This window comes from Marinococcus sp. PL1-022, assembly GCF_033845285.1.
GTDB lineage: Bacteria > Bacillota > Bacilli > Bacillales > Marinococcaceae > Marinococcus.
Genome location: NZ_JAWXCX010000001.1, coordinates 553,635 through 577,002, shown reverse-complemented (window position 1 = coordinate 577,002; position 23,368 = coordinate 553,635). Strand labels below are relative to the sequence as shown.

Here is a 23,368-nt window from a genome sequence, read left to right as displayed (position 1 = left end):
GAGGCTGACCATGAAATTTTCAGGCACGATTTTAGTAGTACTGGCCGCGATACTGTGGGGTATTTCAGGTGGATTGGCAGATATACTTTTACATAAGGGCTGGGACCCGTTAGTCATTTCCTTTTACCGGGGAGCCGTAGGTTTTGTCTGTATTTTTATATGGTTCCTTTTACGGATTCAAAAGACTGGCTCGCCCTCCGCCCGCTTATTTATATGGGCTGCTCTCGCCGGGGCGGGCGTCGCCGGCAATTTCACCTTTTACTTCCTCAGTATTGAAGCCTCGAGCGTAGCCATTGCTGCTACGCTAATGTATACCGCACCTATATTTGTATTTCTGATTTCTTTTTTTCTAAAGCAGGAATCCTCTACTTTTTTCAAATGGGGATGTATCGCAGTAGTGCTTGTAGGAATCTTTCTCCTGACAGGAGCTTATGATGCGGGAGGGTCTTCCGTTACACTTGCAGGCGCTGCTGCCGGTCTCGGTGCCGGCCTTTCGTACGCGTTGTTTATTTTCGGATTTAAATATGCCTCTGCAGTAGGCAGACCCGAAACCTCTTTAACGATCGCCTTTTTTGTTTTTTGTTTGATTCTTCTGCTGTTTGTCGACCAACAGGAAGCAGTATCTGTTTTGACCTCCAGTGACATTGGGTGGTTTCTGCTGCTCGGCCTCGTTGGTGCAGGGATTTCCTTTGTACTTTATGTCATCGGCATAAAACTGACTACCCCGGTTACTGCTTCAATGGTTGCCATGGCAGAGCCGGTCACCGCTTCTTTGTTTGGAGTGGTTCTGCTTGGAGACAGCCTGGCAATTATTCAGGCCCTGGGCATCGTTATTATTCTGGTTTCTATTACTGCGTTCAGCGTGCGCCAGTCTGCCTAAAAAGCAGCTCCCGGGAGGGGGCTGCTTTTCGTTTGAATAGAAGCTTTAACTATATGATCTGCTGCAGAGCCGGGACCACTTGTTTTTTCCGGGATATCACTCCTGGAAGCTCCACAGCCCCGTCCTGCAGTTTTTTCCCGAATGCCTCTCCAGCTTTGGCTTTCCCTGCCCCGGCTGCAAGAAGGATGGAGTCCGCCTGTAATACATCAGTGATCATTAATACATAAAGATCTACTGCTTCTCTCTGCACTGCCTCTTCCATTTTGGCGAACAGCGCTTCACGACGGTTTAATACGGATGCCACTCCTGCCGTATTCACTTGTGCGATACGCACCTTCCAGCCCTTCATGTCAAAATCTTTCATATCGGTCCGTACCAGATCGTCATCTTTCGTTGCACTCCAATCTGTACCTGCCTTTAAAAGGCTGATTCCATATGTTTTTATCTCTACCCCGGCAGCTGCTGCCAGTTCTTTCGCAGCCTTTCTGTCTTTTTCAACAGTAGTCGGGGATTGAAATAACAAGGTATCGGAAATAATAGCTGAAAGCATCATCCCTGCTTCCTGTTCCGGTACCTCAATACCGTTTTCTTTATACAATTGGTACACGATTGTCGCTGTACATCCTACTGGCTCTGTCCGAAAGTATATTGGCTCTTTCGTTTCAACATTCGCAATTTTATGGTGGTCGATTATTTCTTTAATACGAAAATTCTCCAGGCCATCAATACTTTGCTGTCGTTCGTTGTGATCCATCAGTATTACCGGCGTGTCTTTTTGAAGATCGTGAATTAATTGCGGCTTTTTCTTTTTGAAATAGTCCAGCGCATAAGCAGTTTCGCTATTTATTTCCCCCAGTCTTCCCGCCTCAATGTCTTCTCCCAACCTCTTTTTTAAATACGCATAGGCAATAGCTGAAGCTATGGCATCGGTATCCGGACTTTTATGTCCAAAAATAAATGTAGTCACAGACCTTCCTCTCCTCGTGTTTTTCGGCATTCAGCTCAACTTACTGCTTCTTTCTCTGGTAAAAATAATAAAAGCCTCCTGCAGATAAGCAGAGAGACCCGTATGGCAAGTATATTATAAAAAACTTATGGAGGTAATAGACTTCATAATCTGCTGCACGCCTGTCAGCACGGTCGGCATTTGCTCAATACTCATAAACGGCACAATAACATAAAACATGGAAAGCCCCATTACCATCATTAATACAATTGGGTTGCGCAAATTGCAGACCTCTTTTCTCCGAAATAATTAATTAAGCACTATCATATCAACCCAAATATGATTTTTGTGTTTTATCATACACTTGTAACGTAAACGTAATTTCTTTAATCTTTTATTCATCAAATGGTTATTTTTGTTATTTTATTTTATCCCGAATTCATTCTTTGCTGGCTCCAAGGGATTTTAAAACCCACAAGCTCAATTTGCAGCTGATCAATACGCTTTGTCTGCCCCTCCACATACCCGTGATCATGAAGAATATTAATAATTTCCTGTATTTCTTCCCACTGTTCATTGCTTGCTGTATAAGGCACTTCCAAAATAATGATGTCATTATGCTCTTCCACTGTGGAACAAAAATGATGATTTTTAACCCAGTTCATATTTCTCCCCATAGTTTTTACCTCCAAGTGATATTGGACCTATGCATATATACCCTATAATATTTGATATACACTTAAAATTATTAAAAAAATGATTTTTTCCTTATCTTTTTTTCCAGTAAGCTGTTTATCCGCCTATACTTTTTTATCTGTCCTGGTGCATGCTGACGGTTTACTTTCAGCCAGATCCGCGTTACATTATAGAATGATTATTAACCTTACATAATGCTTTTCCTTATATAGTCATTTTCTCACAAGATGATCCAGTGCAGTATGCTATTTTAGGACTCTTTTAGAATTTGACTCGTTTCCTTATTGGAAACGGGTTTTTTGCGTTGTGTGGCGATATTACTTATGTTCAGGAGGCGCTGGTATGAAAAAGTCTCGTATTCTTTTTATCGGCTTTATGCTTTTTTCGTTATTTTTTGGAGCGGGTAATTTAATTTTTCCGCCATTTCTTGGTTATTCTGCTGGGGACCATTTCACTTCTGCAATTCTTGGTTTTCTCTTTACAGGAGTGCTTCTACCCATTCTTGCCATTATGGCTGTGGTACAGGTACGACACGGACTTATCAGTATGGGGAGCAGAGTCCATCCCATCTTCGGCCTGTTGTTTGCTGTGCTGATTTATTTATCCATCGGAGCTTTATATGGTATTCCAAGGGCTGCTAACGTCGCCTATGAGATCGGTTTTGTGCCAGCAGCAGGTATAGGAACCTGGTGGACGCTTTTACTTTTTTCCTTAATCTTTTTCGCAGTTACTCTTTGGCTGAGTTTAAATCCCGAAAAAATAGTCGACCGCCTGGGTCAATGGCTGACGCCTATTCTATTCGTTACTTTAGCCGCTTTATTTATACGGGCATTTTTTGTTTTCGATACAGACCCTTCCCCGGCAGCGTCTACTTATAATAGTTCTCCTTTTATTGGAGGATTTCTTGAAGGGTATCTGACAATGGATGCTCTCGGCGCCCTTGCCTTCGGAATGGTTATTGTTAACAGTCTGCGTGCCCACGGGGCTTCTTCTAAACGTGAACTGATGTCCGGCGCCGCTGCGGCTACTGTAGTAGCTGGTATTGGTCTTTCTATAGTCTATGTTTCGCTCGGGTGGATCGGTGCCCGGATGTCGCAGCAGGAAGGGATTACTGACGGGGCCGGCATCCTTGAACCAGCTGCAGCCATTCTCTTTGGATCATCCGGCAGCTTCTTTTTTGGCTTGATTGTTCTGCTTGCGTGCTTGACTACCAGCGTCGGACTGATAACGGCATGCTCTGAATTTTTTCACAGCATAATGCCCCGCCTTCCCTATAAATCATTTGTCGTATTTTTTACAGTCATCGGGATGCTGGTCACTAATTTGGGCTTGTCTTTAATTTTAAGCATCGCAGTTCCTTTACTCGTATTTATTTACCCGCTTGCTATTGTGCTCATCATACTTTCGCTACTCGGTCCTGTTATTGGTGAAGGCTCTCTAATGTATCAGCTCTCGATTATATTTACTGGGATCTTTGCGCTTTACGAAGGATTCTCAAGCATAGGTGTCTCTGTCCCGGCTATCACAAGCATTCTTCAGACCTCGCCGTTTTTTGAGCAGGGACTTGGCTGGGTCGTGCCTGCGCTTATCGGGGCAGTCACCGGGTATCTTCTCGACAGGCTGATGCCTTCCCACTCCCCGCAAAAAACTTCCTTTAACGAAAAGTAATATTCCATAAAAAAACTGCCCCTTTTTCAGGAGCAGTTTTTTCTATTCAATGCCTTCACCATCGCGAAGCTCTTCCCGATAGGCAAATAAGAACAGCAGAGAAACAAGGAGGGCGCCGCCAATCAAATTCCCAATACTTGCGGGAATCAAATTAAATAACAGGTATTCATACCAGGCATGCTCAGTCTCTGCAAATACTCCCATGCTGAAATAGCCCATGTTCGCAGCACTGTGCTGGAAATTACCAGCCACAAATAAAATAACTGGAAGCGCAGTTGCCACTACTTTTCCTGTAACATCTCTCGCAGCCGTTGTAAGAAACGATGCCATGCCAATTAACCAGTTAGCCAGAATACCGGATAAAACAACCTGGAACCAACCGATTCCGCCCGATTCTTTAAATTTCATTTTGTCCGATAAATACACCTGCAGCTCTCCGTAAAATTCCGGCGTCAAGGATCCGGAAAGCTGAATGACTGCTGCAACGAATAACGCACCGACGATATTGCCGATGTAAGTAGCAAGCCAGAACCTTGCAATCGGCATAAAATAGACACTCGGCTTTCGAAATAAATAACTCGGCAGCAGAATATTGATTTCCGTAAATAACACAGCGCCGGATAAAAACACCATGACATAAGCCGCAGTAAAACCAAGCCCTGAGAGCAGGTAATACAGCCCTTTCGCTTCTACGCCCGTTGCAAGAAGAATCGAAAAAACCGCCCCGAAGGTCATAAATGACCCTGCCAGGATCGCCAGCAGAAACTGCGCTCTGAATTCCTTGCTTAAGTGGTTACGTCCATTTTCCCCAAATGCCTGTACCACCTCGGGTGGTTCTTTATACTGCCGGTCGGCGGCCCCGAGCTTTTGTTCCTTCGGCATAACACATCTCTCCTTCTCCTGATCTCTGCCAAAGGAGCAGTACCAAAGGAAAAAACCCCGAAGCAATCGGGGTTTCCGGTTTATCTTTTTCCTTTTATACTCAGCCTTTTACCAGAGCTTCTTTTCCGTAATACGAAGCCTTGAACAAGTTCTTCATCTGTTCGAAGGATGTTTCACGCGGGTTGGTGCCGGTACATGGGTCGCTTAGTGCATTTTGAGCCATTGTATCCAGATGCTCTTCAAAATCTTTTTCTGGTACACCGAATTCTTCAAGCGTAACAGCCAATCCTAAATCTTTATTGAGTTCAAAGATATACTCTACAAGCGAATCTGTCAATTCCTCGTCTGTCTCTCCATTCAAATGCAGGCGACGTGCAATTTCTGCATACCGGTCCTCTACCACTGCACGGTTGAACTCAATGACATACGGGAGATAAATCGCATTCGCATAACCGTGCGGAATATCGAATGTAGGACCACTTTTATGAGCAAGGCTGTGCACATTGCCAAGCACCGCATTCGCAAAAGCCATCCCTGCCATCGCCTGAATGCTGTGCATCTGCTTTCCGGCTTCATGATCGCCATTATACGATGCTTTCAAATTATCTTTAATCACTTCGGCGCCGCCAAGAGCAAGAATATTAGTATATAATGTCCGTGGCTTGGCTACGTAGGATTCGATAGTATGGGTAAAGGCGTCCATACCGGTGTATGCGGCAATATGCTTCGGCAGGTCTTCTACCATCACCGGGTCAATAATAGCAATGTCCGGCGTCAGGCCAAAGTCTGCAAGCGGATATTTAACGTTTGTTTTTTCGTCTGCTACTACTGAAAGGTTGGAAACTTCAGAACCGCTTCCGCTTGTCGTAGGAATACCGGCAAATTTCGCCTTTTGACGAAGACGCGGCAGTTCAAAAGGCTTCGTCGCATCCTCAAAGGAAAGTTCCGGATGCTCGTAAAAGAGCCACATCGCCTTAGCGGCGTCCATCGCAGAGCCACCTCCGATACCTATAATCCAGTCAGGTGCAAAGGAACGCATCTCCTCTGCTCCTTCTTTGACCATTTTTGCGGTTGGCTCTGTATTGTATCCTTCAAGAACTTCAGTTTCAATATCTGCTGCAGCAAGATGCTCCTGAATGCGGGTTAAATTACCATTCTTTTTCACAGAGCCGCCGCCAATAACGAGCGTGGCTTTTTTTCCTTCAAACGTGCGCAGTACTTCAAGCGCGTTATCTTCAAAATAGATGTCTCTTGGAATCGTAAATCTGCTCATCAGTGAAGCCTCCTTGTTGTTTTAAGCTAAACGAAGATGTCTAGTGTGATTGATGAACATCTGTTTTAACTACAAATTAAGTTTTTCCTTTTAATCCAGTATGTTAAACATAAAAGCAGACTCTGCCTCGGAGGCGAGCGTAAAAAAAGACCCGTGTGCGGGCCTTTTTATGCGGATTCATCTTTTGACAGTGCGCTGTTCAAGTCTTTTTTGACACTTTCCATGACTTCAGACTTAATTTCATTCAGCAGATCACCTTTGGAATCACCAATCAGCTCATCATGCAGCTGCTGCACCAATTCCTGCTTCACATCTTCATACAAATCATCTTTCAATTCGTCAATCAGCGAATGTTTTACATCTTCCAGAAGCTGGTTGGTTGCTTCTTCAGAAATAAATGACGAACCTTCTTTTGCGTTATTTTCTGAGGAACTGGCCTGCTCCTGCACAGAGTCTGTGTCTTCGTTTTCTTCCACGTCGTCTTCTGCAGCCGGCTCCTCCTGCTCGTCTTCACCTGACGTTTCTTCTGCTTTTTCTCCGCTATCCTCTGAGGAACCGTCCTGCTCCTGCGCAGAGTCTGCGTCTTCGTTTTCTTCCGCGCTGTCGTCTTCTGCAGCAGGTTTGTCCTGCTCGCCTTCGCCTGACGTTTCTTCTTCACTGCTGTCCGCTTCTGAAGAATCTTCATCCACATCTTCCTCACTGCCTGCAGGTTCCTGCTCTTCTCCTTCAGAAGCCTCGTCTGTATTTTCTTCGGGCTGCTCCTCGCTTTCGCCGCTGTTAACCTCGGCCATGATTTCGTCAATCATTCCTTTTTTATCTGTAGAGGACAGCTCAAGACCACTCTCTTCAGCAAGAGCCTGAATATCTTCTATACTCTGCATGTATAAATCAATTTCTTCGTCTTCACCGTCTTCATTCGTAATTACAACGTTTGCCTGATCCTGATCCTCTTCATCAGATGAGGAGGACTCCTCATCATTTTCACTGCTCGGCTCTTCCTGTTCCTCTTCTTCAGGGAGCTCTTCATCGCTTTCTTCCTGAGGCTCCTGAGTTTCTTCGTTTCCCTGGTTTTCTTCGTCTTCCGAACCCTGGTCTTCTCCACTGTCTCCGCCTTCCACTTCGTTCATGATTTCGTTAATCATATCCTGTTTTTTCGTGGAAGATAATTCGAGGCCGCTTTCTTCAGCAAGAGCCTTTATATCTTTGACACTCATCATATAAAGATCTACTTCTTCATCTTCTCCGTTCTCATTCGTGATGACGACGTTCGCCTGCTCTTCTGATGATTGTTCTTTTTTAGCCAATGTAATCCCTCTTTTCACTTTTCTCGCTTGAGAATATATTATTGTATTTATTCAGACAAAATGGATAATAATCTGCCGTATCTCTTTTTGAAATTCTTCGGGGATACGCTTTTCATATCTTGTGGAAATCACGCAGTGATCCTGCCGCTGGATTTCTGTAATCGGATATTGAAATATCAACTGGTCATTTTCATCTTTTACATAAAAAATCATGCGTGCCCGTTTCTTCACGCCGTTAGCATACCGTCCTTTACCCTGCCATTGTGGAAATCGAAACCCGAAGGTGTATTTTCCGTCTTTTTTCTCCCCCGAAGCCCGGTCCTCTATTGGAATACGGATATTCACTATTCGTCCAGGAAGAACTAACACGATTAACATCTCCTTATAGATGAGTGCGTTTTCACCGTGACGGATTTTCCCTTTTGATTGTAGTTTTTGCCTTAGTTATATCATTACCTTTCCAGAACGCTTTCAACCTTCTACTAAGGAACTAATTTTACGCTTCAGCATTTAGCAGGCAGGCAAGTGCCTGCTCCTGTTTACACAACAAAGCCCCCTGAACATGTCAGAAGGCTTTGGGCTGTTAGAGGGGGATTATTTTCTTCGATCACCCTCCGAACGTTATGAGCGTACTGTCGTTAATTATAATACAACGGCTACAGGCTTCTCTTTAAAGCATTTACATATCCTCTGATTGCCCGCTGGCTGACCTCTGCCTGCGGCGCAATACCTTCAAAGCCGTGGAAGCATCCCGGATACAGATGGAACTCTGCCTGCACTCCGGCCTGGCTTAATCGTGAAATATATTCTATCGTTTCATCCCGAAAAGGGTCCGCACTGCCCACCATAGTGTAAGTGGGCGGGAGACCGGAAAAATCCTCTGCTTGAACTGGAGAAGCATAGGCAGGAACATCTTCAGTCTGATCACCGAGATAGGCTTTCCATGCTGCCTCATTGGAGTAGTAATTCCATACTCTCGTGTCCGTAATTTCCCGGCTTGAAACAGTAGTATTTCTATAGTCCAGCATCGGACAGAGAGGCATTTGAAAAGCTATTTCCGGGCCGCCCCTGTCTCTTGCCATCAGGGATACAGCCGCTGTCAATCCACCGCCGGCACTATGCCCGGCTACTCCGATACGCTCTTCATCTATGCCGAGCTCCGCGGCGTGCCCGGCCACCCACTTAAGGCCAGCATAGCAGTCCTCCACCCCCGCCGGATAAGGGTGCTCCGGGGCGAGCCGGTAGGCTACAGAGATAACCACACACCCTGCTTCAAGCACAAACCTCTCGCACAGCTCATCATTCATTTCCGGCGTACCGCTCAAATATCCGCCTCCATGAATCCAGTATAAGCCTGGGGAGATTGTTTTCACCGGCATGACCGGCTCATATATGCGAACCCGTATATTCTGTCCCTTTTCATGACCGGGGATATGTTTATCCGTAACCCTTACTTTGCTGCGGCTGATAGGAGTTTCCCCCTCAAATGCCTGCTTTGTTAATACACGGCTGTTTCTGATTTCCTCCCGGGTGGAAAATTTCATTTCCGGCAGCCCATCCAGTACCGCCCGCAATTCGTTCCTAATTTTTTCTTTCATTTTCCGGATCTCCTGCTTTCTGCTGATGACATAAACGGTATTACAATAAACATTAAATGTATACGTTTTCAAAAATTGCCAAAAATCTTGTCTGTACCGATAATTTAATTATAAGGGCTGCTGTATTCACCTACAATCAATAAATGAAAAACAGACAGGCCCTTTCAAAGTATACCCTTCAACCAGAACAGCTCCCTGTTAATCAGAAGGAAGGTTCAGCTGCCATGAAATATTAAATTTATCCTGGATCCAGGCGAAGCGTTTACTGAACCCATAATCTTTTAAAGCCATCAGCTTTTTGCCGCCTTCGGAGAGATGGTTATACAGGTACTCAATCTCCTGGTCGGATTCGCAGTTAACAAAAAGCGAAAAAGAGGGTGTGAATGTAAAATCGTGCTTCACGTTACTGTCCATGCATATGAATTCCTGCCCCTGCAGCGAAAGTACGGCCTGCATAACATTTCCTTCTTTGCCGGATTCATGCGGACCGTATCTGCTTAAACTCACAATTTTTGCTTCATCAAACAGGCTCTCATAATAATTGAGTGCTTCCTCTGCATTCCCCTGAAACATAAGAAAAGGTTTAATTGCCGCCATTGGTATCCGCTCCTTTTATATTAATTCTTTTTATTTGTGTTCCCTTGATAAGAATCTTTGAAGCAAGCCTCCGGGATTAGTTTTTCTTTATTAACTAATCAGGCGATTTTGCCTTTATAAAAAATTACATACTATGATTACTTCAGCAGGGCTATGTTGGCGCTGCTTTTTTCTTAATCGTCATTTTTAAAATTAAATGGGTAAATAAAATTCATGTTTTAGTTTACTTGACTGTTTTTTGAGGAAGGAGAGGATTATTGATATTTTTCATATGGATTTATTGTGATTTATTTGCTTCCTGCATTTCTTAATTTTCACAGCCATCATGAAAAGACAAAATAAAAAGGGGGATATCAATGAGTGAACAGAATAACAATCAGCAGTCAAAATTAAAGCTGATTGATTATCGGATTTTTGTACCGGCACTTTTAATCATTATTGCAATCTGTATACCGCTTGCTTTGTACGAGACACGAAGCATGGAGGTTTTAAATGGAATTTTTGATACCATTGTGGAAGTATTTACATGGGGCTACCTTTGGTATGGTTTAATACTTCTTGCTGCCGGACTTTATTTCTCTTTTTCCAAATACGGAAAAGTTGTATTGGGGGATCCGTTGGAAAAACCGCGTTTTTCACTATTTGAATACGCGTCGATTTTAATTGCTATGGGGCTCGGCTCCACTATTATGCGTACCGGAATGGTGCAGTGGACCTCCGTAGCAAGCGACCCGCCAACTGGCGTCGAAGCCGGTTCCACACAGGCACTGATGTGGGGGAACTCCTACAGTATGTTTCTCTGGAGCTTTCAAACATTTGCTATTTTCGTTATGGCGGCGCCAGCGATGGCCTACATTCTTCATGTGCGCAAACGTCCGTTAATGCGTATTTCTGAAGCATGCCGCGTCCTGTTTGGTGATCGGTTTACCGATGGCCTTGGCGGTAAATTTTTAGATGTTATTTTCCTGATCAGCATTCTTGCAGGTGCTGCCGTAACGCTCGGGCTCGGTTCCCCGATCATTACCAACAACCTCGCAGAGCTGCTTGGAATCGAAATAAGCTTTGGCCTTACACTGATCGTAACACTCGTCTGGGTGTTCATGTTTTCTCTAAGCGCCTATCTCGGGATCGAAAAGGGGATCAAACGCCTTAGTACGTTTAACATGTACCTGGCGGGGATATTTGCTCTGTTTATTATGCTGGCAGGCCCGGGAATATTTATTTTGAATTATTTCACCGGCAGCCTCGGATTTCTTATGACTAACTATATTAACATTTCCTTTTACACTGAAGCTCTTTCCTCCGGAGAGGCCAGCTATATAAAGAGTAACACCGTATTCTGGTTTGCTTACAACGCCACCTGGGCAATGCTGCACAGCGTATTTGCCGCAAAGATCTCTCAGGGGCGTACCGTTAAAGAAATGATCATGACGTATCTCGCTGCACCAACGATTATCTCCTGGGTAGCTACGGGAGTTCTCGGCGGCCTCGGTGTAGACAGGTTTTTAAATGGCAACCTCAACGTGCTTAACATCGTGGAAAATCAGGGCAGTATAGCAGCTATACCGCAAATTTTAACTACGCTGCCGCTCTCTGGTCTTGCGCTTGTCATCTTTATGGTTGTCGCATTGATTTTCTTAACTACGACTCTTGATTCTACGACGTATACTATCTCAGCGTATGCAAGCACGGAAGACATGAGTAAAAATGAGCCTTCTAAATTCCTTCGTATTGTGGTCGCTGCCATCATTACCACACTTGCTTTAATCTTAATGAGAATTGGAGGCCTTCCTCCGCTTGAAGTTCTTTCAGGCCTCATGGGGCTGCCAATAATTATTATACAGTTCCTTACGATTGCAGCAGCGAAGAAAATGATGGATCAGGACAAAGCATGGATTCACAACGTAAGAGAATAGAAAAGCATTTGCCGGGTACCCATAATGGATACCCGGCTTTTGTGATTGATGTAATCAATTGAATAAGTCCCCGGCTGCCGTCCAGCCGGGTTTCCTCCGTTATAGGCCAGCTTCACTGATAAACTAAACTTTGGAAAGCATTTTAAATGTGTTCATTTCTGACAACGAGAACGTCGCATTCCGCTCTGCGGACGATGCTTTCCCCGACGCTTCCGAGAAGAAGCCGTTCGGCACTGCTGACTCCGGAAGCCCCGGAGACAATTAAGTCTGCCTCATATTTTTCCGCAGCATCCTTTGGAATTACCATTTTGGGTGAACCGTACTCCAAAGCAAACGAAACGTGGGGAACGTTGCTTTTTAACGCAAGCTCCCGATATATTTCAAGCAGATTCCTGCCGTTTTTCTTAAATATTTCAATGACATTGCCCCTTGTTTTTTCTACCGATGAAACGAGCGGTGTATGAATAACATGGGTAACCACGGCCTTCGCTTCTTCCTCCTCTGCCATAGCCAGGCCGGCACGAAAGGCGTTGGCAGACATTTCTGAGTCATCTACTGCGATCAGAATACTGTTGTATTTTTCAATATCGCGTTTATTCCTAACCACCCAGGCATCACATTCTGCATTTCGTACAATACCTGCGGAAACGCTTCCAACAATGAATCTTTCAAATGTACCTATACCTGAAGCTCCGCAAAGAATCAAGTCCGCTTTAAACCTTTTTGCAATGTCCTTCGGAATAGTAGTTCTCGGAGAGCCATTTTCCAAAAACACGGTTATATCCGTGAGTCCTGCATTTTCGGCTTTTTCTTTGCAGGCAGCAATAATTTCTTCCCCTTTTTCCTTTGATGCCTGTAATAAATCCGTAGTATGAAGCCGGGCCTGGCTGTAATGGTTGTAGTCGATAATGTAGCAGATCCCTAATGAACAATCATACGCTTTGGCGAGCGCAATCCCTTTTTTCAATGCGAATTCAGCTTCCACGGATCCATCTGTTGCCACTAAAATACGATTGTATCTTTTTTCCATTTTGCCTGCCCCCTATCCATCATCGTCAACACCGGATGCTGCCGGAAATAATTTCGCTTCCGAAAGCCCGGCTGTCTTAGTTCTATCTCTATTATAGCACTATCTTCAGTTTTACTATTGTACTTTTTTTGCCAAATTATACAGTGGAGTTCTTTGCTTATATGTTCCATAATAGAAATAGATAGAAAGATATTTCGTTTTTGTTTCCGATCATTTCGTGCTCGAAAATCTACTTTTGTAAAGAAAGCGGGGCGTTACCATGATCAAACATTACCAGAATATTCTCACAGCTGTTGACAGTTCGGATGAATCCATGCAGGCATTCCGCCGCGGTCTCTCACTGGCCAGAAAGCATCAAAGCCAGCTGACAGTGGCCCATGTTGTAGAGTACAGAACGCTAAACCGCCTGGTTCAGTATATACCAACTATTATGGAAACGGCGGGAGAACAGGGCAAGGTGTTGTTAAACTTATACAAAGCAGAGGCTGAAGGATCCGGGGTGGATGTCCAGACAGTAATGGAAACCGGGGCGCCAAAAGCCATTATTACCAAAGAGCTCGCTCCGGAGTATGGGACAGACCTGATTATTACCGGCGCCTCCGGGGCTGGAACAGTCGGACGATTTATTATGGGAAGTGTTTCCACCGGAATCGTACGCAACGCCAGATGCGATGTTCTCGTCGTCCGAAACAAGGATGCCGGGAGCGATTATAAGAGAATCATTATTGCTATTGACGGCTCTAAGGAAGCAACTCATGCGTTTGACAAAGGAATCGCCCTGGCAATGGAAGAAAATGCAGCTGTTCTGATCGCACACGTTATCGACTCAGTCGTTCTCACCTCCATGGAACAGCATGACACCGGGCTGTTTATCGAAATGGAAAGCTATTCTGAAAAGATGCTTGAAGAATACCGGGAAAAAGCGCTGAATGCCGGCTTGGAGCATGTAGAAGCAGAGCTTCACCACGGTGCTCCCAAGGTCGTTATCGCGGAGGATTTGGCTAAAAAGTATAAAGCCGACCTCATTATTGTTGGCGCCTCCGGCCTGAATACGACAGAGCGGTTTTTCCTTGGCAGCGTTTCAGAAGGTATTGTACACCGGGCCGATTGTGACGTTTTGCTGGCCCGTCTCCCGGAACAGGAACAATAAAAGATAAAAGCCAGGCTGCGCTCCCTCTCCCGGGGCCAGCCTGGCTTTTATCTAATTAATTATTTTTCCGGGTGAAAAACGACCTTCACATAATTTCCTCTTCCTTCGATTAAATTATTGAAGGTTTCCGGTCCGTCCGAAAGACCAGGGGTATGGGAGATCATCGGCTCAACATTAATCTGGCCGGTGCTCATATAGTGCAGCGCGGACGTCCATTCTTTTCCGGGAAACGGCGACGATACAGCGTTCCAGGAGCCCAGTATCCTCAGTTCATTACGAACAATGCGTTCAAAATAAAAACGTTCAATCGTGATATCCGCGTACGGAATCCCCATAAACACAACTTCTCCTCCCTTTTTTGGAAGAGCGAGCACCTGGGCAGATGTCGCAGGCGCTCCTGCAGATTCCACTGCAAGATCCACTCCGTATCCGCCTGTATGCTCCTCTATTTGTTCATGGGCTGGACGCTGACTCGAATTGATCAATACATCCGCGCCAACTTCCCTCGCGGTTTGCAGCTTTACATCATCGATATCAATCGCATACACTTTTTTCGCACCAAATATTTTTGCCCACTGCACAGCCAGAAGGCCGATACTTCCGCATCCCATTACGGCCACTTCCGCCCCGGGCTGGATGCTTGTGCGGTAAAACCCATGGGCTACCACAGCGGCGGGTTCTACAAGGGCAGCGGTATTATAGTCCACCTGTTCAGGCAGCGGCAGAACATTTTCAGCCGGCAGCTTAACGTATTCTGCATAGGACCCCGGGTGGCGGGCGCCAATTACAGTCAGGTTTTCACAGCGTGACGGCTCTCCTTTTTGACAGCTCAGACACTTCCCGCACCGAAATGTTGGGCACCCAGCCACGCGGTCGCCTTTTTGTACATGTGATACTCCGTGTCCAGTTTCTGCGACCTCCCCTGCGAATTCATGACCGAAAATCATGCCTTCCACGTACGGGCCCAGCTTTTTGTAGCGGGAAATGTCGGAACCGCAAAGTCCTGCAGCTTTCACCTTGATAATAACATCATCAGCGTTTTCAATTACCGGCTTTGAAGCTTCTTCGAATCGGAGGTCCTGCTGTCCGTATAGTTTAAGACTTTTCATGTTTTTCTCCCTTCAAAGTAACGATATTACGATTCTGAATTGGCTGGTTCATTTTTTGCCTTTTTCTTTCCAAACAATATTTTTATTAACGCCGCTCCGACAATCAGTGGATTAAAAATCATCTGGTGGTCAAAATAGAAATCCCCGATTACACGCATTGGACCCAGCATAAAATCAAGCATTAATTCTGTCATGGTGTCCCTCCTTACCTTTTCACTATATTTTTCCGCTGACAGCGGGCAGGGAGCCTTTCTTGTTTATAGCTCCCTGTCTTTTTAATCCCCATGGTCAATGTTTACTTCCAGCTGATATTAATCCACAGGGGTAAGCAGTACTTTAATAGCTTCACCGTCTTTAATTTTTTGGTAGGCTTTATCCCACTCCGTAATGTCATATTCGTGAGTGACCATTGCCCTTGCATTCACAAGTCCGCTGTTCATCAGTTCAAGCGAAGGCTCCCAGTCTGCAGGCTTCTGGCTCCGGCTGCCGACTACACGAATTTCTTTCTGAATCACTTTGTCAAAATCAAATTGAATATCCGGTGTCGTAAAAATCCCTACCTGGGCGTACTGTCCTTTTTTCCGTAACAGCCCGATTGCCTGCTTGGCCGCCGGCACAGCTCCCGAGCATTCGAAAACGATATCTGCCCCGTACCCATCGGTTACGCTGTTGACGAATTCATGAAGATCCTCTTCCTGTGAGTTAACAACGTAATCAATTCCAAGCTCCTTCGCCTTTTCCAGACGCACTTTATCATTTGTCAGGCCAGTTATAATAACTTTAGCTCCCCGGCTCTGAGCCACCTGAGCAGTAAACAGGCCGATTGGTCCCGGTCCGATAACTACTGCAATATCACCGTCCGTGATTTCTGTTTTAGCTACCGCGTGATGCGTGCATGCAAGCGGCTCTGTCATCGCAGCAGACTGATAGTCAACGTTTTCCGGAAGATGATGAAGGCTTGCTTTCCTGGCAATTAAGTACTTCGCAAACGCTCCGTCATACTGATTGCCAAGCCCTTTGCGCCAGCTGCATAGGTTGTAGTCGCCAGCCCGGCAGTACCGGCACTCACCGCAAATATAGAACGTCGTTTCTGAGGTGACCCGGTCTCCGGGCTTAAAGTCGCTGACTCCCTCTCCGACTTCTACGACTTCACCAGCAAATTCATGTCCAAGCGTCACCGGCGCACTAACTTTGTAATGACCCTCATAGGCGTGGATATCTGTGCCGCAGACACCTGCATACTTTACTTTGATCTTTACCTGGTCTTTCCCGGGCGTCGGCTCCTGCTTTTCCTGTACTTCGATGCTTCCATGCTCTAAATCGGTTTTCACCAATGCTTTCATGCTTTCATCCTCCCGGTGTGTTAATTTTCATGTATGTTCTGCTTGAGAGAGGTTTAATTAAACAGTTCGAAGAATCTCCAGATGAGCCAGTTAATCAGGTTTCCGCCCTGGTCAATGCTTGAAATCCGTGCGGAATCTTCAGGCATGTCGAAATCAGCGTTTTCAGCCATCGTTGTAAATACGTTCGCAATATCTGTCGCCATATAAAGCGAAAGAGCGATCATCACGGTACCTACCAGCACAGAGTGTATAATGTTACCTCTCGCTGCCCCGACGATAAACGCAACAACAAATGGAATTGTCGCAAGGTCCCCGAAAGGAAGCAGAGCGTTACCAGGCAGAAATACTGCCAGCACAACTGTGATTGGGACAAGAATTAGTGCAGTTGCAATAACGGATGGGTGGCCCAAAAGAACCGCTGCGTCCAGGCCGATATAAATTTCCTTGTTGCTGAAGTGTTTGTTCAACCAGTTTCTGGCTGACTCTGATACAGGCATTAAGCCCTCCATCAAAATCTTAACCATCCGTGGCATCAGTACCATAACGGCGGCCATAGCCATCCCGATTTCAATTACTTCCCCTACACTGTAGCCAGCCAGGGCACCGATTGCTACACCGAGGAACAAGCCGATAAAGATGGATTCGCCGAACACGCCAAACCGTCTTTGAATACTGTCAGGATCTGCGCTCCACCGGTTGACGCCGGGGATTTTCTGCAGACCTTTTACGAGAAAAATACCCGGGGCGTACGATACGGTACTTCCTGTTGCGATTGATACCCCTGGAAGCTCGTAAAAGTCTTCCACCATCGGTGCGGTCCAGTCAGCAATTTTCAAGGTCACGATTTGAAAGATAACTGCAGCAATAAGTCCTTGAATAATACTGTCAGATACGGTGTATACTACCGCAGCCATAAAGGTATAGTGCCAAAAGTTCCAAATATCCACGTTCATTGTTTTCGTCGTTTTTGTCAAAAGCATGACAACGTTTACAAGCAGTCCCAATGGAATAATAAATGCTGCTACTGCCGTAGAAGCCCAGGCAATAGATGATGTCGCCGGCCAGCCGACGTCAATTACATCCAGGTTAACTCCTAATCGATCAACCATTCCCTGCGCTGCCGGCCCTAAGTTATTAACCAGTAAGTCAACAACAAGAAATATCCCTACAAATGCTACCCCAATTGTTAAACCGGAACGGAATGCCTTCCCCGGCTTCTGCCCGAATAATAAACCGAGCAAAAAGATAACAACTGGTAAAATTACTGTTGCTCCCAGAGCCAAAAACCCCTGTACAAGATCTACAAATCCCTGCATGCCACTTCCCCCTCATACCTGTAGTAATGAGCCCGGCTTCCCTGATGAAACAGGAAACCGGGACTGCTGTTATTTTTTCAATTCATCCAGAATTTCCTGCTTGGTATCTTCCATTCCAATTCCTGTGAGGAATGAACGTGCATTGATTACCGGAAACGGGTATTCCTTTTTGATGGTAGCTGTCGTTACCAGTAAGTCAGCAGTATCAACATAGCTTTCTACTTCCGCTATTTTAATCTGTTTAAGATCTACCGATAATTTATGCTCCTTAGCCATATCTTCAATAGCACCGTTAACAACTGTGGAAGTTGCCACGCCTGCTCCACATGCTACTAATACTTGTTTTTTTGCCATTATTTTTCACCTCCTTCAAGTGATAACGCATCCAATTTCTCTTCCATTATATGTTTGATCTGTTTTTCATCAGATGTACTGATGAGTTCGTTTAAAACACTCTGGTCCTGAAACACCTGCATAAGCTGCTGCAAAAGCTTCAGCTGGGAGTGTGCCTCGTCCATGGCAAGCATAAATACGATTTTGACCGGAACCGTTTCTGTGTCGTCACCCATGATGACAAAGTCGACGGGCTCCTTCAGTATTCCCACACTGATTGCTTTTTGCTGTACATGCTCTACATCTGTGTGAGGAATAGCAACCGCAATGTCGCCTGTCGGCAGGCCGGTAGCGTACTCATTTTCTCTTTGGATTACCGCTTCTACGAAGCTTTGTTTTACCAGTCCGTTGTTCACTAAATTTTGTGCCATAGTCCGCAATACTTCTTCTTTGGCTCCCCCGTCCATATCTAAAAGAATCACAGGAGTATCAAAATACAAATCGCTCATCAGGCCCCTCCTTGGTGGAATTAAATTTGTCGCAGTTAATCTTTGGAATACGACTGAATAAGTTTGTATATATCTTTAGCAGAATCTGCAGCTGTTATTTGATCTCGTGCTGTTTGTGAGCCCGCAAGCTTCATTAACTGCATCAGCGCGTGAATATGCTTTTGTTTATCTACTGCAGCAATGACGATCACCAGATTGATCCGGTATTCTTCGGAGAAAAGAACTCCTTCCTTCAGTCTCAACAAACTCATTCCTACTTCGTTCACTCCGTCTTCCGGTGAAGCGTGGGGAATCGCAATATTCGGCCCTATGACAATATAAGGATCTTCTTCGGTATAGCGCAGCATACTGTTCACATAGTCGCCCGTAATACTTTTATTTTCGAGTAACGGCTTCGCTCCTGCCTTTACCGCCTCTTCCCAATCGCTCACTTTATCCCTCAGGGTAATGGAAGCCGGAGTGATTAATTCATCCAAATTGTATTCAGCTTTACCCATGCTGTAATTCACTGAGCTTTCATTATCCTGATTAATATAATTTTGGATATCTTCTATAAGTGCACTTTCATTATGGATATGAGCATGGCGCCCAATAATCTGAATGATTTCATCAATATCCAGATGGTTCGGCAAATATCCGTAAAGCTCAAGCATTACCTGCTTGCGAAGACGCTGGCGTTCTTCCCGGCCTAAAAACGTTTTTACTACGAACAGTTTTTTTTCGGTCTCGAGAAACGTCGGGGCGAATACGATGTCGTACTCCAGAGGATAGTACAGAAATTCCCGTACCGATAAAGAATCAAGAAAAACAAATTCCGGAAAAAGCTCACTCAGCTCATTAAGCATCAGTCTTGAGACAGACACACCCTGAGGGCAGACCACAATGGCCTTAACTTTCTTTTCAATGCTTTCGCCCTGCCGTTTCATCCAGCCTCCGATCAGCATTGTAATGAAGCTGCTTTCGCTGTCTGGGATCCGGCTGCCGATTAACTTCTCAAGTGGTGCAGTGGATTGTTTTACCAGATGATGCAATGCTTTGAATTCCTTGCTGAGCGGCACCTGGGTAGATGACGTTTCCGACAGCTGATATTTGATACGGTAATAAGCCGGCTTAATGTGCTGAAGCAGCTTATCAAGCAGCTGGTCGCGTTCATGTAAATAAACACAGGCGCTTTTCTCAAATTGGCGCAGCATATCATCTGTGGCGGCCCCTAAATTCGGAATCACATCGTCTTCCATCGGAAACGAAGTGCTGTATACATTTGCTGTCAAAAGATGCAGCGTGATAAACAAACGCTCTTCCATCGGAATGTGTTCATTCTTTTTAAATATTTCCTCTGTAGCCTGGTATTCTTTCGTATCTGAAAGCTCTTCATACTGGATTGAAAATGTGTCCATCGTGTAGCCTTTTTTTATTCTTTTTAAAATTAAAGCTAATATATAAGGCATTGTTTCAAGCTTTTCATCAGTAAATTTCAGACTGAGCTTGTTTTCGATGTTTTCAATCCGCTGGCGGTAATCGTCGAGCTCCTCCTCATCAATTCCGGCTATCATTTTGATTCTTGTCGCACCGTCCTGCATAGCGAGCAGCTGATACGTTACATTCATCAACAGTTTCCGGATCTGAAATTCTTTCCCGTCCACCAGATACCCCTCTTTACGGGAATATTTGATAAGAAGCTGGTAGTCACCTAAATACTGCTGCGCTTCCTTCAGCTCATTTAATACGGTGTTTTTACTCAGCTGCAGCTCACTTGTGAAATGATTTAATGAAAGCGGCTCTTCACTGCCGACTAGCATCATAATAAGATAATAAGTACGCTGTTTTCCGGTGAGTATTGGTTTTTCAGCTGCAATGAGTTCTTCATCCACGCCGAAATTTGTGTAAACGGACTGATCAATAATGAAATGCCCTTGGCGCGTTCGTTCAATAACCGGAAGGTTTTTGCTTAAAAGCCAGTCGTTTACTTTATTAATGCTGTAGCCGAGCTGCCTTCGTGTCAGTTGATGCTTTTCTTCAAGCGCCATGCTAGTGACCGACGGGTTGCGGATTAGTTCGTTTAATATTTCATTATCCCGTTCACTTAGCGGCATCTCCTTCCCCCCTTTGGTTAATTTTTATTCTATCAGCCGCTGCAATCTAAATGTATACGTTTTCATCGCAGTCTTTTGAACATTTGCTGTACAATATTGTGATTTACATTCTACAAACCAATTTCGTACATTGATACAACAGGCTTAATCAAATGTGGCAGGTCACACACAGATTAATAAGTATAGCACCTTTTAGCTGTTTCTTTTCACTAATATTTGTTTATTTTTGTAAGAAAAAAACAGCTGCCGGCGGCAGCTGTTAAATTTCATTACTATATTCAGGCTTTTTCTTTAAAGTCATCTGCTTCTTTTTCCTGATTCTCCTGAGGGAGTCCATCTTTATTCTTTTTAACTTTAGCCCGTTTTTTTATAAAATCCATTTCCACAGGAATATAGCCGCCTTCATTAACCATGCGGTCTATTTCACGTTCATACTCGTCGTCAATCAACCGGCGGTTCATTAGCACGCCCCCCTTTTCGCAGCTGATTATTATCACACGACTGAACAAGGGTCCCCTTCACCAATTGATTTTATTATCTGCCAATCACATATAGGGTCTTTCATCCGCATTCCCCCTTATATTCCTTTGTATGTCTGCCGCTCGTTGTCCTTATAGTTTTCTATTCCCGTTTTTACGGATTTTGAACAGAAAAGCTCCACTTATGAATTTGTTTTCAGTGAAGGTATTTCTGATTTTCATTCGAGATGAAATACTTCTTCGAGCGGGGTTGTAACAGGACTGTTATCTTCATTTGTTTCCATTAATGGCGCCATGGCCTTCCACCATTTTTGATTGATAGGAGTGGAGGCCATCTGCTGCCACCGCTCTTCATTTTCTATTTCAAGATAAGCAAACAGCCTGCTTGTTTCTCTCTCCAGAAAAATTGAATAATTGGCTGCTCCGTGCTGCTTTAAAGCCTCTTTCATTTCCGGCCATAGCTGTTCGTGCTTTTCAATATATTCCTCTATTTTTTCCGGGTACACATACATAATCAATGCCAGACGCTTCATACTCATGCTCCTTTCCTCAACAGTTTTATTTCAAAGAACTCTTGCTGTTAATGAAAGAAGGAAAATTAGATCACCCTTCTTCATAATGTTTCTTTTTGTTTGTTAAAGTGGTTTTCATTTGTATTTACTATTATGAAAGCTTACAAAAATAAAAATCAACATTGATCTATTATTTTTTCTCTTTTTCTTCTTTTTACCCACGTAGAATTTTAATGCGCTGCGGGTGTGCTTCAAAGCGTTCTCCATATTTCATCTTTTCCTGCAAACACAAATTGGGAATAAAATCTTTTGCATATTTAAATTCTTCCTGGCGCTTTTATGTTATTTTTAATGTTGGATAGTTGTTTGAACGTGTAACTTACCGCACTCAGAAAATAAAATGTAAAGAATACGCCAGTGGAGGGTACTTATGATAGCAGTCATCATCTTATTTTTGTTAGCTTCCTTCTTTTTATCCGGAAGCGAAACAGCTTTAACAGCAGCAAACCGCGCACGAATGCAGTCCCGTGCCGAAGAAAACGATAAACGGGCGAAAAATTTATTAAAGCTGACGAGAAAACCGGATGAGTTAATCACAGCCATCCTGATCGGAAACAACATCTCCAATATTATGCTTCCTACCCTCGTTACCGTACTCGCCCTGAATTACGATTTTTCTGTCGGCATCGCTACTGCTATTTTGACGTTTGTGCTTATCATTTTCGCGGAGGTTCTGCCTAAATCTATTGCTGCTACCTTTGCGGATAAAGTAGCTTACATAGTCGCCCCGGTGATTGCAGTGCTCGTATTCATCTTTAAGCCGCTCACGTTTTTACTGAATTCTTTCACACGCGGAGTGATCAAGCTGATCACCCGGGGCGAAGGACCATCACAGACGTATTCGCGCGAAGAGATTAAAACGATGGTCGACGTGGCCTCTTCAGAAGGTACCTTTGAAAAACAGGAACAGGACCGGATTAAGCGGGTAATTGATTTTTACCGCAAGGATATACGTGACGTGTTGAAGGTCCCGCGTATGGAGATTATCGGCATACCGGTCGAAAGCAGCTTTCAGGAAGTGCGGGACATTACCATTAATCACAATCATACCCGGTATCCGGTGTACAACGATAATATGGATCATATCGTCGGCGTTTTTCATGCCAAGCTGCTGCTTATATGGGCTGAACAAAGCGACAAAACCCTTAATGATTTTATTGATAACAACCCTTTGTATGTAGTGGAGACCAACTCTGTCGATAACGTATTTAAACGGATGCTGAATGAGCAGAAGCACCTTGCCATCGTACTCGATGAATATGGCGGCACGATGGGCATGGTCACCCAGGAGGATATCATCGAGGCAATGATAGGCCAGGAGATTGAAGACGAGCATGATACCCGTTCCGAGCAGCTTATTGAAGAACTGACCGACGAGGTTATCATCTGCGATGGAAAGCTTGCCATCAGCCGCTTCAACGAAATCTTTAATACCCGGGTCGAAGAAGAAGAGGATATCATTGCCGGACTGCTCTACCGGGAATTCGACCACATCCCTGAAGAAGGAGAAACTCTCCAGTACGAGAACCTTCATTTTGAAGTACTGACCATGGACAATAATCAGATCAAACGTGTACGCGTCGTGAAAGAAGAGGAAGAAGAGGAAGACTAATATACTTAAACCCGGGGAGCTGTTCTCCGGGTTTTTGTCTGTATAATACTGATACATCAGTA

At 44.6% G+C, this 23,368-nt stretch carries 24 protein-coding genes; 5 read left to right on the top strand and 19 right to left on the bottom strand.

Going from position 1 to position 23,368, the window contains the following annotated elements:
* Positions 1–10 precede the first annotated feature (10 nt).
* Entirely contained in the window at positions 11–880 is an 870-nt protein-coding gene (locus tag SIC45_RS02995; RefSeq protein ID WP_319631023.1) for a DMT family transporter, read from the top strand.
* A 49-nt stretch (positions 881–929) separates the two neighbouring features.
* Here the strand turns inward: SIC45_RS02995 and SIC45_RS02990 are convergent, their stop codons facing one another.
* From SIC45_RS02990 to SIC45_RS02980, 3 genes are all read right to left on the bottom strand, one after another.
* Entirely contained in the window at positions 930–1,847 is a 918-nt protein-coding gene (locus SIC45_RS02990; RefSeq protein WP_319631022.1) for a manganese-dependent inorganic pyrophosphatase, read from the bottom strand.
* Between the two features lie 114 nt (positions 1,848–1,961).
* The gene (locus SIC45_RS02985) at positions 1,962–2,108 is read right to left on the bottom strand and encodes a hypothetical protein (protein WP_319631021.1); all 147 of its coding nucleotides are present in this window, start codon (positions 2,106–2,108) and stop codon (positions 1,962–1,964) included.
* Positions 2,109–2,254: 146 nt separating this feature from the next.
* Positions 2,255–2,503 carry a hypothetical protein gene (locus SIC45_RS02980; protein WP_319631020.1) on the bottom strand — a complete coding sequence of 83 codons (249 nt, stop codon included), beginning with the start codon at positions 2,501–2,503 and terminating at the stop codon, positions 2,255–2,257.
* 361 nt (positions 2,504–2,864) lie between these two features.
* Between SIC45_RS02980 and brnQ the strand changes: the two genes are divergently transcribed.
* Positions 2,865–4,190, top strand: coding sequence for a branched-chain amino acid transport system II carrier protein (gene brnQ, locus SIC45_RS02975; RefSeq protein ID WP_319631019.1), 1,326 nt, complete (start codon positions 2,865–2,867; stop codon positions 4,188–4,190).
* Positions 4,191–4,232: 42 nt separating this feature from the next.
* Here brnQ and SIC45_RS02970 read toward each other — a convergent pair whose 3' ends face one another.
* The 6 genes from SIC45_RS02970 to SIC45_RS02945 all read right to left on the bottom strand — a co-directional run bounded on the left by SIC45_RS02970 (position 4,233) and on the right by SIC45_RS02945 (position 9,844).
* Positions 4,233–5,072 (bottom strand): formate/nitrite transporter family protein, encoded by an 840-nt coding sequence (locus tag SIC45_RS02970; RefSeq protein ID WP_319631018.1) that lies wholly within the window; start codon positions 5,070–5,072, stop codon positions 4,233–4,235.
* A gap of 100 nt (positions 5,073–5,172) precedes the next feature.
* Complete coding sequence (locus SIC45_RS02965) at positions 5,173–6,345, bottom strand: iron-containing alcohol dehydrogenase (RefSeq protein ID WP_319631017.1); 1,173 nt, start codon at positions 6,343–6,345, stop codon at positions 5,173–5,175.
* Positions 6,346–6,512: 167 nt separating this feature from the next.
* Positions 6,513–7,649, bottom strand: a complete 1,137-nt coding sequence (locus tag SIC45_RS02960; protein ID WP_319631016.1) for a hypothetical protein — start codon at positions 7,647–7,649, stop codon at positions 6,513–6,515.
* A gap of 51 nt (positions 7,650–7,700) precedes the next feature.
* Positions 7,701–8,018, bottom strand: coding sequence for a hypothetical protein (locus SIC45_RS02955; protein WP_319631015.1), 318 nt, complete (start codon positions 8,016–8,018; stop codon positions 7,701–7,703).
* 287 nt (positions 8,019–8,305) lie between these two features.
* Positions 8,306–9,247 (bottom strand): alpha/beta hydrolase, encoded by a 942-nt coding sequence (locus tag SIC45_RS02950; protein ID WP_319631014.1) that lies wholly within the window; start codon positions 9,245–9,247, stop codon positions 8,306–8,308.
* Positions 9,248–9,445: 198 nt separating this feature from the next.
* A complete protein-coding gene (locus SIC45_RS02945; RefSeq protein WP_319631013.1) occupies positions 9,446–9,844 on the bottom strand; it encodes a VOC family protein in 399 nt (132 codons plus the stop codon).
* A 356-nt stretch (positions 9,845–10,200) separates the two neighbouring features.
* Between SIC45_RS02945 and SIC45_RS02940 the strand changes: the two genes are divergently transcribed.
* Positions 10,201–11,760, top strand: a complete 1,560-nt coding sequence (locus SIC45_RS02940; protein WP_319631012.1) for a BCCT family transporter — start codon at positions 10,201–10,203, stop codon at positions 11,758–11,760.
* 142 nt (positions 11,761–11,902) lie between these two features.
* Here SIC45_RS02940 and SIC45_RS02935 read toward each other — a convergent pair whose 3' ends face one another.
* A complete protein-coding gene (locus SIC45_RS02935; RefSeq protein WP_319631011.1) occupies positions 11,903–12,790 on the bottom strand; it encodes a universal stress protein in 888 nt (295 codons plus the stop codon).
* Positions 12,791–13,049: 259 nt separating this feature from the next.
* Between SIC45_RS02935 and SIC45_RS02930 the strand changes: the two genes are divergently transcribed.
* The gene (locus tag SIC45_RS02930; RefSeq protein WP_319631010.1) at positions 13,050–13,940 is read left to right on the top strand and encodes a universal stress protein; all 891 of its coding nucleotides are present in this window, start codon (positions 13,050–13,052) and stop codon (positions 13,938–13,940) included.
* 59 nt (positions 13,941–13,999) lie between these two features.
* Here the strand turns inward: SIC45_RS02930 and SIC45_RS02925 are convergent, their stop codons facing one another.
* From SIC45_RS02925 to rhaM, 9 genes are all read right to left on the bottom strand, one after another.
* Positions 14,000–15,049 (bottom strand): galactitol-1-phosphate 5-dehydrogenase, encoded by a 1,050-nt coding sequence (locus SIC45_RS02925; protein ID WP_319631009.1) that lies wholly within the window; start codon positions 15,047–15,049, stop codon positions 14,000–14,002.
* 26 nt (positions 15,050–15,075) lie between these two features.
* Positions 15,076–15,243: a hypothetical protein gene (locus SIC45_RS02920; protein ID WP_319631008.1), complete on the bottom strand. Its 168-nt coding sequence runs from the start codon at positions 15,241–15,243 to the stop codon at positions 15,076–15,078.
* Positions 15,244–15,360: 117 nt separating this feature from the next.
* Positions 15,361–16,392: a zinc-binding dehydrogenase gene (locus tag SIC45_RS02915; protein WP_298785318.1), complete on the bottom strand. Its 1,032-nt coding sequence runs from the start codon at positions 16,390–16,392 to the stop codon at positions 15,361–15,363.
* 53 nt (positions 16,393–16,445) lie between these two features.
* The gene (locus SIC45_RS02910) at positions 16,446–17,708 is read right to left on the bottom strand and encodes a galactitol-specific PTS transporter subunit IIC (RefSeq protein WP_319631007.1); all 1,263 of its coding nucleotides are present in this window, start codon (positions 17,706–17,708) and stop codon (positions 16,446–16,448) included.
* 69 nt (positions 17,709–17,777) lie between these two features.
* A complete protein-coding gene (locus tag SIC45_RS02905) occupies positions 17,778–18,062 on the bottom strand; it encodes a PTS sugar transporter subunit IIB (protein ID WP_022794068.1) in 285 nt (94 codons plus the stop codon).
* The gene (locus SIC45_RS02900) at positions 18,062–18,550 is read right to left on the bottom strand and encodes a PTS sugar transporter subunit IIA (RefSeq protein WP_298785316.1); all 489 of its coding nucleotides are present in this window, start codon (positions 18,548–18,550) and stop codon (positions 18,062–18,064) included. Before SIC45_RS02900 ends, SIC45_RS02905 begins: the two co-directional genes overlap by 1 nt.
* A gap of 35 nt (positions 18,551–18,585) precedes the next feature.
* A complete protein-coding gene (locus tag SIC45_RS02895; protein ID WP_319631006.1) occupies positions 18,586–20,643 on the bottom strand; it encodes a BglG family transcription antiterminator in 2,058 nt (685 codons plus the stop codon).
* 278 nt (positions 20,644–20,921) lie between these two features.
* Positions 20,922–21,104, bottom strand: a complete 183-nt coding sequence (locus tag SIC45_RS02890; protein WP_298785314.1) for a hypothetical protein — start codon at positions 21,102–21,104, stop codon at positions 20,922–20,924.
* A gap of 236 nt (positions 21,105–21,340) precedes the next feature.
* Positions 21,341–21,655 (bottom strand): L-rhamnose mutarotase, encoded by a 315-nt coding sequence (rhaM, locus tag SIC45_RS02885; RefSeq protein WP_319631005.1) that lies wholly within the window; start codon positions 21,653–21,655, stop codon positions 21,341–21,343.
* 409 nt (positions 21,656–22,064) lie between these two features.
* Between rhaM and SIC45_RS02880 the strand changes: the two genes are divergently transcribed.
* Positions 22,065–23,306 carry a hemolysin family protein gene (locus SIC45_RS02880; RefSeq protein ID WP_319631004.1) on the top strand — a complete coding sequence of 414 codons (1,242 nt, stop codon included), beginning with the start codon at positions 22,065–22,067 and terminating at the stop codon, positions 23,304–23,306.
* Positions 23,307–23,368 lie beyond the last annotated feature (62 nt).